The organism is Okeania sp. SIO2F4 (genome assembly GCF_010672385.1).
Lineage (GTDB): Bacteria > Cyanobacteriota > Cyanobacteriia > Cyanobacteriales > Microcoleaceae > Trichodesmium.
Window position 1 is genome coordinate 1 of the sequence record NZ_JAAHGT010000368.1, and the last position, 8,875, is coordinate 8,875.

At 37.0% G+C, this 8,875-nt stretch carries 9 protein-coding genes and 1 pseudogene; 7 read left to right on the forward strand and 3 right to left on the reverse strand.

Annotated elements, in window-relative coordinates; genetic code table 11:
* Nucleotides 1-1,179, reverse strand: a 1,179-nt coding sequence (locus tag F6K22_RS21660) for an endonuclease/exonuclease/phosphatase family protein (RefSeq protein ID WP_293102520.1), incomplete at its 3' end; no start/stop codon positions are given.
* Between the two features lie 570 nt (nt 1,180-1,749).
* Here F6K22_RS21660 and F6K22_RS21665 point away from each other — a divergent pair.
* Nucleotides 1,750-1,950 carry a hypothetical protein gene (locus F6K22_RS21665; protein WP_293102523.1) on the forward strand — a complete coding sequence of 67 codons (201 nt, stop codon included), beginning with the start codon at nt 1,750-1,752 and terminating at the stop codon, nt 1,948-1,950.
* Between the two features lie 55 nt (nt 1,951-2,005).
* On the opposite strand, the gene F6K22_RS21670 is transcribed toward F6K22_RS21665, so the two are convergent.
* Both F6K22_RS21670 and F6K22_RS21675 read right to left on the reverse strand, forming a co-directional pair.
* Nucleotides 2,006-2,170 carry a hypothetical protein gene (locus F6K22_RS21670; RefSeq protein WP_293102526.1) on the reverse strand — a complete coding sequence of 55 codons (165 nt, stop codon included), beginning with the start codon at nt 2,168-2,170 and terminating at the stop codon, nt 2,006-2,008.
* Nucleotides 2,171-2,678: 508 nt separating this feature from the next.
* Nucleotides 2,679-2,820, reverse strand: a pseudogene (locus tag F6K22_RS21675) (IS1 family transposase); the annotation flags it as partial.
* A 198-nt stretch (nt 2,821-3,018) separates the two neighbouring features.
* Here F6K22_RS21675 and F6K22_RS21680 point away from each other — a divergent pair.
* The 6 genes from F6K22_RS21680 to F6K22_RS21705 all read left to right on the forward strand — a co-directional run bounded on the left by F6K22_RS21680 (nt 3,019) and on the right by F6K22_RS21705 (nt 8,052).
* Nucleotides 3,019-3,537, forward strand: coding sequence for a C-phycocyanin subunit beta (locus tag F6K22_RS21680; protein WP_293102529.1), 519 nt, complete (start codon nt 3,019-3,021; stop codon nt 3,535-3,537).
* 90 nt (nt 3,538-3,627) lie between these two features.
* Nucleotides 3,628-4,116, forward strand: coding sequence for a C-phycocyanin subunit alpha (gene cpcA / locus F6K22_RS21685; RefSeq protein WP_293102532.1), 489 nt, complete (start codon nt 3,628-3,630; stop codon nt 4,114-4,116).
* Nucleotides 4,117-4,536: 420 nt separating this feature from the next.
* The gene (locus F6K22_RS21690; protein WP_293102534.1) at nt 4,537-5,355 is read left to right on the forward strand and encodes a phycobilisome linker polypeptide; all 819 of its coding nucleotides are present in this window, start codon (nt 4,537-4,539) and stop codon (nt 5,353-5,355) included.
* A gap of 324 nt (nt 5,356-5,679) precedes the next feature.
* A complete protein-coding gene (locus F6K22_RS21695; RefSeq protein WP_293102537.1) occupies nt 5,680-6,540 on the forward strand; it encodes a phycobilisome linker polypeptide in 861 nt (286 codons plus the stop codon).
* A 30-nt stretch (nt 6,541-6,570) separates the two neighbouring features.
* Nucleotides 6,571-6,855, forward strand: a complete 285-nt coding sequence (locus tag F6K22_RS21700) for a rod-capping linker protein CpcD (RefSeq protein ID WP_293102540.1) — start codon at nt 6,571-6,573, stop codon at nt 6,853-6,855.
* Nucleotides 6,856-7,305: 450 nt separating this feature from the next.
* The gene (locus F6K22_RS21705) at nt 7,306-8,052 is read left to right on the forward strand and encodes a phycocyanobilin:ferredoxin oxidoreductase (protein WP_293102543.1); all 747 of its coding nucleotides are present in this window, start codon (nt 7,306-7,308) and stop codon (nt 8,050-8,052) included.
* Nucleotides 8,053-8,875 lie beyond the last annotated feature (823 nt).

The following is an 8,875-nucleotide window of genomic DNA, read 5'->3' on the forward strand; positions in this document are numbered from 1 at the left end:
TATATTAGTTACAGTTTTACGACTTTCACCAGTAATATCTGCCCAAACTAAACGATGGTCTGAACTAGGAAAAGGAAAATCTCCTACTAATGGAAATAGAGGGTCATTTTCAGTCGGCCAAAAAACAGCAGTATCAACTATTTCTCGATCTATTGAAGGCAAAACATAATCAACTCGTAAATTTCCAGAACTACCAGGTGCATCATTAAAATCTGCTGTATCAAAAGCAGGGTTGCCTAACTGATTTGCACTTTCTCCACCTTGACGGTTTGTAGCAGTAACCCCCCCTTCACTACCAGGAGTTATTGAAGTATTTACCAAAGGATTTTCTAATAATTGATTAATGGCATTATTAAAACTATCTCCATCAACCGGATCGGCATTTTGGTCTCCCATAATTACAAAAGAATTACCAGGATTTAAACCTCCAAAATTTCCAGCATCATCATAAATATAATTACCCGCTCCCGGAGTAATATAATCTCCCCAAAACCTAATTTCATCGTGATTTCTTCTACCATTTCTATCTTCATCCCCATCAAAAACTGGAGGAGTAGGATGACTAACTAAAGCATGAATTATTTCCCCATTAACATTAATAGGAACATCCCAATGACTTTTAGAAGAAAGAGGAAATACACCTAATTCTGCTTGTGAATAGAAATCATTAGGTTCGGGTGTATCAAGATTATCTGGTAATAATGCCCCTGGCATATCTCGCCAAAGAAAGTTTTGGAAAGTTCTGATTCCCTCTTCCACAATAGGATATTTTGAATATAAAACCATTCCAAATTGACCGGGAAAATTGCCAAAACCAAGGGCATCATTTCCATAACCATCTGCACCTGGAGTTGTAACTATTTCCCCATTATTATCTAGGTCAAAACCAGAAGTAATACCTGTATTAGAAGGAGCCAGATATACGAAGGGATATTCTACAGGGTCTACTCCATTTTGACTTATTTCTAAATAGTTATCTCGGAATATATCCGCAGCTATTCCTTCTGCATCAAAGTCAAATTCATTAACTAATAAAACATCAGGATTGACTCTTTGAATAATTTCTGCTACTGTCTGCGCTTGTTCGTTTTCTGTTGTGGAAAGGTCTTGAATTAATTGGCCTGCTTCGGCACGGTTGAGAGATGCGTTGAAGGTGGCAAAGCGGACTTGATTGGGCATAAATTAGGAATCCTCTATTTAACTATACTGATAGTCGTAATGAGATTCTATAGGTTCCTGCTCAAATAAAGATTATATTTTTATTAAGTTTTAACGAAATTATATTTCCACTTTATAGTATAATTATCTGTTTATAATTTCCGTTAAAATCTTATATATCCTTAGACCTCTCCAGAAAATAGGGAGTAGGGGCGATTCGCGAATCGCCCCTACGGGAATAGGGGGAAATAATTAATAATTTGTGTAGGATAATTGATTCTATTTTTTATTGTTGGAGATGTCTCTTAGTTAAAACTATAGTGCCACACTGTATTTAGTATAGCAATCAGGAATCAGATATCAGAATTGAGATGTTTATTAAAATTATAGAGTATAGTAGTTATCATATTTATAAGATAAATTTTTTTAAAAGTACCTTAAATTCTTAGTTTTAAAGAAATAGTATTCCTTTGACTGCTTGACTTTTTTTAGGATATCGCTACTTGTACACCACTACCAAAATATTATTGAAGTTTACTTATTACTTAATAACTGAAGTCCCATCGGAAAGTCTTCCATTATTTTGGAGAATTGGTATCACGCTTGACTATTTCTACTCCTGCTGAAATCAGGTCTGCCATACTATCACCTGCTCAAATTTATGTCTACTATAACCAGAGTCAACCCCAACTAATTCTACATAAGAAATATCGGTTGTGCGTCAGCAAAGTGTGGGATTCGTCAAGTAGGGCTGGCAAATATAATCTAAAAGCACTCAGATATCAAGGTTGAGCGCCCACATGGGAGCGAAAAAAGTGCAAATTTTTCAGCCTTTAAGACCAAAAAGTTAGGACGAAAGACAGACATTTCCCAATAAAGATACAGGTACAATTATTCCTCCTACTTTCGAGCGTCTCCCCACACAGACCACACGGACCACACGGACCACACTTCCTTGAGGCACTACCGAAATATCCTCAACTTTTTCCATGACAAGTCCTGTAGCTTGCACTCGCGATCGCTGGCATAAGATTTTGGGGAAATCTATTTGACACTCATAATTGATTTTTTTATTTTCCTACCTTACTTAAGGACTTATATCATGTCCGGTTGAACAGTTATAATTAAAGTTTGTAGTAGGGCTAAAGCCCTAAGTATGTATCGGGCTGAAGCCCTACTACAAACCATATACTTTTTTTGATCACGCTCTTATCCGGACATGATATTACGCATAAACCGGATTGATCGACAAAATTTCGTAATTTCAACAACAATAATTAGTGGAATAAACCCAGTTTCTTGTTTGGGTGCGTAAGTCCAGATACTTCTTCATTGCTATCTTTACAGCAGTTTCGGAGGCGCGTGAGGTACAAAGTTTTATTGTCCTAGGGAACACTTAACTGGGAACAGGGAACAGGGAATATAAAAGTAGTCTTATGACTGTACCTCAGCATCCTCAAAAGTGCTATAGCTTTTTTTACAAACAGTCTCTCAGGAATAAAATTTGGGTAAACTTTCTATCCATCTGTAACATAAAAATAGCATTTCCATTTACTAACAACTTTCCGTCCAGGGAGCAAAACTTTCTGCACTATAGTCTCCTGCAAAAATACCCTGTTTAAAGTGGTCTACTGCCATCCATAGCCAAATTTTGTTTTTTTTGAGCCTACAAGTGATTGTTATGTCTAGGTTGTAGCAATTTTTTCCATCTATTTAAGGACAACTCTAACATTTTGTTCATAAAAAGCAATAAAACTTCACTTTTAATTCTGAAAATTGCACGAAAATTGCACAAACACTTTGCTTAAATAATCACCAGATACAAAAACCACTGGTTCAAATTATTGAGGAGAAACTTCCATGTTTGATGCGTTTACCCGAGTTATATCTCAAGCAGATGCTCGTGGAGAATATTTGTCCACATCTACGATTGATGCTCTAAGTGCAATGGTGGCAGACGGCAATAAGCGGATGGATGCTGTTAACCGTATCACCAGCAATAGTCAGACAATTGTTGCTAACGCTGCTCGTGCTTTATTTGAAGAGCAGCCTCAGTTAATTTCTCCTGGCGGAAACGCTTACACCAGCCGTCGGATGTCTGCTTGTTTGCGTGACATGGAAATCATCCTGCGTTATGTTACTTATTCCATCTTTAGTGGAGATGCAAGTGTTTTAGAAGATCGCTGCCTTAATGGACTTCGGGAAACTTATCTAGCTCTTGGAACGCCTGGAGCTTCTGTGGCTGTTGGTGTATTAAAGATGAAGGATGCTGCTATTTCCATTGTAATGGACCCAACTGGAATCACTCCAGGAAATTGTAGCTCCCTGCAATCTGAAATTGCTGGCTACTTTGATCGTGCAGCAGCAGCAGTTTCTTAATTAACCTCTATCTTGATGTAACAAGCAATTCAATACAATTGCAACACCTTTTCTAAAAAAATTTAACAAAAAATAAGGAGATACAAAATTATGAAAACCCCCATAACTGAAGCACTTTCCTCTGCTGATTCTCAAGGACGTTTCCTCAGCAGCACCGAAATTCAAACAGCGTTTGGGCGTTTCCGTCAAGCTACTACTGCTTTACAAGCAGCTAAAGCTTTAACTACCAAATCTGACCAATTAGTTCAAGGTGCAGCCAATGCTGTTTACGCAAAGTTCCCTTACACTACCCAAATGCAAGGAGCTAACTATGCTGCCGATCAACGTGGTAAAGACAAATGCGCTCGTGACATTGGTTACTATTTACGCATGGTAACCTACTGCTTAGTTGCAGGAGGCACCGGACCAATGGATGAATATTTGCTTAGTGGTATTGATGAAATCAACCGTACTTTTGAACTATCTCCCAGTTGGTATGTTGAAGCTCTCAAGTATATTAAGGCTAGCCATGGTCTTACTGGCGACCAAGCTGTTGAAGCGAACTCCTATCTAGATTATGCTATCAACGCTTTAAGCTAAAATTTACCGATTTGCTGGTAATGGCAGGTGACTATAGTGGCGATTCATTAATTGATAATGAATAATGGATAATATTATGTTCAGTTAAATAGTTATATATAATTAAAGTTCGTAGTATAGCTCTCAGCCCTATCTACAGTTTGAGCTGAAGCCCTACTACAAACAAAAACTTTATTATAAGTGATTATCCGAACATGATATAATTGATAATTACAAGAAGGTTAAAACCGTAACGGAATTGAATATAAGGAAATATCCTAGCACTTTTTTTCCCCTTGAAAGGGGAGGATTTTAACCAAGGTGTTTAATTATTAATTATTAATTATTAATTATTAATTCTTCAGTATGGTTTCTTGTCATTACGAGCAATATTTTGTAGAAAAAAAGAAAAGATTTTAATAAAATTAGGAGCATAATATAATGGCAATTACAGCAGCGGCATCTCGTCTGGGAACCTCTGCCTTTAGTGATGCCAGTTTGGTCGAACTCCGTACCAACTGGACTCGGGAAGAGGCAATGATAGCGATTAAAGCTGTTTACCGACACGTCATGGGCAACGAGCATTTGATGTCATCTGAACGTCTTGCCAGTGCAGAATCTCTATTATGTAATGGCTCGATCTCAGTCCGCGAATTTGTCAGGGGAGTCGCTAAATCAGAATTGTACAAGTCGAAATTTTTTTATAACAACTATCATCCTCGGACAATTGAGTTAAATATCAAACATTTGCTAGGTCGCGCTCCCTACGATGAAGCCGAAATTATTTACCATGTTGATATTTATCAAAACCAGGGCTTTGAAGCGGATATTGATTCCTACATTGACTCTGATGAGTACATTCAAAGTTTTGGCGAGAATATAGTCCCTTACTATCGAGGTTTTTCTACGCAAAAAGGACAGAAGACAGTAGGCTTTTCTCGAATGTTTCAGTTATATCGAGGTTATGCCAATAGCGATCGCGCCCAAGGGAATAGCGGTAGTCCTCGCCTAACTTACGATTTAGCCCGTAACGTGGCTACTCCTGTTTATACCCCAAACACGGGACGAGAACTCACAGGTGCTACGGTAACTCAAGGTGGAAAACTCTATCGACTAAGGGTAACTCAAGCAGCACGAGGACGAGGTCCGCAAATTCGGCGCAGTATTAGTGAGTATGTCGTTCCTTACGATCGGCTTTCGGCAACCCTACAAAAAATTAATCAGCGTAACTCTCAGGTACTCAGTATCACTAATGCTTAATACTGATGTCAAAAAATGTTGTTAAGGACTGTTATATCAAATCCGGTTAAACAAACTCAGAATCACGCTAGTTAAAAAAAGTAGGAAAACCGGCTTTATATTAGAACCTCCTCCATACTGACATCTACCTTCCATAAACCCGGTTTCTAATAAATTGGTCAGTGGCAAGTAGTCCGGAAGTATGAATTCATAGCTTTCTTATTGTCTAAGCTAATTCATTCATAGTTTTGTACTCATTTCACTGTAACTATCTTTTTTGAATTTGGTATAAACTTCCCCTGATTTCAACCTAATCTATTCTATAAATTTACAGGAGATAAATAAGTGGCAATTACAGCAGCAGCACCTCGTTTAGGAGTTTCTGCCTTTAGCGATTTTAAACCCTCAGAATTACGTCCTAACTGGAGCCAGGAAGATGTTCAATCGATTATTAAATCGGTTTATCGACAAGTTTTTGGCAATGAATACATTATGGCTTTTGAGCGCCTCAAGGGAGAAGAATCATTATTATCCAATGGCTCAATTACTGTGCGGGACTTTGTTCGAGCTGTAGCTAAATCAGAACTCTATAAGTCTAAGTTCCTTTACAACAGTTTCCAAACAAGGGTGATTGAGTTAAATATTAAACATTTGCTAGGTCGCGCTCCCTATGACGAATCGGAAGTAATTTACCACCTCGATCTCTATCAAAACAAAGGTTTTGAAGCAGATATTGATTCCTACATCGACTCTGCTGAATACGAGGAAAATTTTGGCGACAACATTGTTCCTTACTATCGAGGTTTTTCTACTCAACAAGGACAGAAAACTGTCGGTTTTCCCCGAATGTTTCAACTATATCGAGGCTATGCTAATAGCGATAACTCTCAGATTTATGGTAAACAATCTCGGTTAGCAAAAGACTTAGGTCGTAATAGTGCGTCGGCAGTAGTAATCCCATCAGGTAGTGGTGAAGGCTACGCTTATAAAGCTTCAAACCGAGGTATTGCTCCTAATAAAGCCTTTACAAATTCAAACTGGGGCGATCGTGTTTATCGGATAGAGGTATCATGTATGAATCTGCCAAGATATCCTAAAGTACGCCGGGTTAGTAAAGCATGGTTCGTTCCTTACGATCAATTATCAGACACCCTCCAGAAAATTAACAAGATGGGCGGTAAAGTAGCTAGTATCACTATGGCATAGCAATTGAAATATTTAGTAGAGCTTGAAAATATGTTAGGAAAATCTTTAATGAGTGGGAGATCCAGCTCATCTTCAAAAAATCGTACCTTTGTTTATGAGGTAACTGGATTAAGACAAAATGGCGAAAACGATAACAATGACTATCCTTTTCGTACCAGTAGCAGTGTGTTTATTCAAGTCCCTTACGATCGCATGAACGACGAAATGTTGAAGATTGGCCGTATGGGAGGCACAATTGTCAATATTCGTCCTCTTGAGATATCAGAGAAAGTTTCAGAGAGCGAACCTTCTTCAGAAAGTGAAACTTCTGAGTAATATTATGTTCGGTTAAATAGTTATTATAATTAAAGTTCGTAGTAGGGCTTCAGCCCTATGTATAGTTCGGGCTGAAGCCCTACTACAAGCAAAAACTTTATTATAAGTGATTATCCGCAATTCGTAGCTCCCCCGGAGGGGGCACATAATATAATTGGTCATTTTCAATTTAGTAATCAAGTTTGGTGATTTTTCAGAAAGACTATCCTTATCCACAGCCTTCAAGTTGGCGATCGAGCAATATCTTTGCTTATCAGGAAAATAAGCCTTTCTGGAGATCGCCATAATTTTTTCATCTCTAAATTATCAACATAAATTTAAAACAGGAGGAGGACATCACTTCTGTTAAAACTGCGGTCAGGGCTTATATGACTGAAGAATCCTGCGATGCCCTTGTAAGCGCAACGTCGGGAGTATGTCAATAAAACAAACTCAAAATAAAATAATATTATGCTGGCAACTACTCGATCCTCCCTAAGAGAAACTCAACCTCTTCTCTTCCGTCAATTGGCAAACTTTATTGAAATGAGTTGGGAACGTTATTTCGATCTATACCCCTACGATATACCAGAAGGTCTCGGCTATGTGGAAGGAAGTTTAGATGGAGAAAAACTAATTATAGAAAATCGCTGCTATCAAACATATAAGTTTCGTAAGTTGCACTTGGAGTTGGCGCGAGTCGGTAATAGTCTGAATATTCTCCACTGTGTCATGTTTCCCCAACATAATTATCCCCTACCAATATTTGGAGTAGATCTGGTTGGGAGTCAAAAAGGAATCGGAGCAGCTATTGTCGATCTGTCTCCCATAAACGGCCAGAATACTTTATCACATTCTTATCGAAATGTCTTAGCTAATCTACCAGATTTTAATTTTTCTCAACCTCGCGAGCTACCAGAATGGGGGGATATTTTCTCAGAATTTTGTATCTTTATACGTCCTGTTGATTCTAGAGAAGAAATCCTTTTCCTTGAGCAAGTGAAACACTTTTTAACGCTACATTGTCAAATTGCTCTTTCTACATCTCCTGTATTTTCTAGCTCTCAACTTGCTGAAATTTTGGCGGGACAGCATAATTATTGCATTAAGCAGCAACAAAATGACAAAACACGACGAGTTCTGGAAAAGTCTTTAGGTCAGGCGTGGACTGACCGATATTTGACAAGTATGCTATTTGATTTTCCCCATGCTGTTTAGGATTTTTATACAGCTTTGATTTAATACTATTGAAAAAAAATATGTTACAAATAATCCCCGTAATGCTGGTAAATTATTTCATAAAAAATCTGAGTAATTAGTAATTTGATAGTTTAAAAATCACGATTCATAATTCAGAATAAAGAGGTAGTTATTAATTATTAATTATTGAACTGCTATATATTAATAATTATTTAGCTATATAGCAATCCTAAATAGGTCGTGACAAATTAAAAAGTAAATAAAAAAACTGAAACTCCCACCTGTTGCCTGTTCCCTGTTCCCTAAAAAGCAGTAAGATTTTTGACACGAATAAAATAGGATTGCTATACAGTATAGATTAATTCAAAAAAAATATATATACCACTACGAATTTAGATTAGGAAAATTTCTTATTATCTTACAAGTAAAATTTATTGTCAAATACCAAAAAACTTATTACTACAATTTTATTTTTTATTTCTTCTTAACTACTGAAAAAATTCTAAGTATTTGTAGCAAGTATTGATAGTTTTTAGTATGAAGAGCAAATCTATCAGGACTTAGGCATTTTTGAGTTGTAAACACTACATATCTATAACGTTATGGTTTTTGAAAGTTGTATAACGCTGTATATAGTTTCTCTGCAATTCCTGTCTAGAAAAGACTTAAATATAAAATCCTAATATTATCTAATTTTCAAAAGTCTTGATATAGGAACTTGTCCTACTGACTCTGGGCTGCTGAATCTTGACTATTGACATTTTATATGGGATTAAGATTCTTAATATTTACTTTACAAATTAGCGCTAAGAAAGTAGAATTTGAGCTAAGATGAATTAAC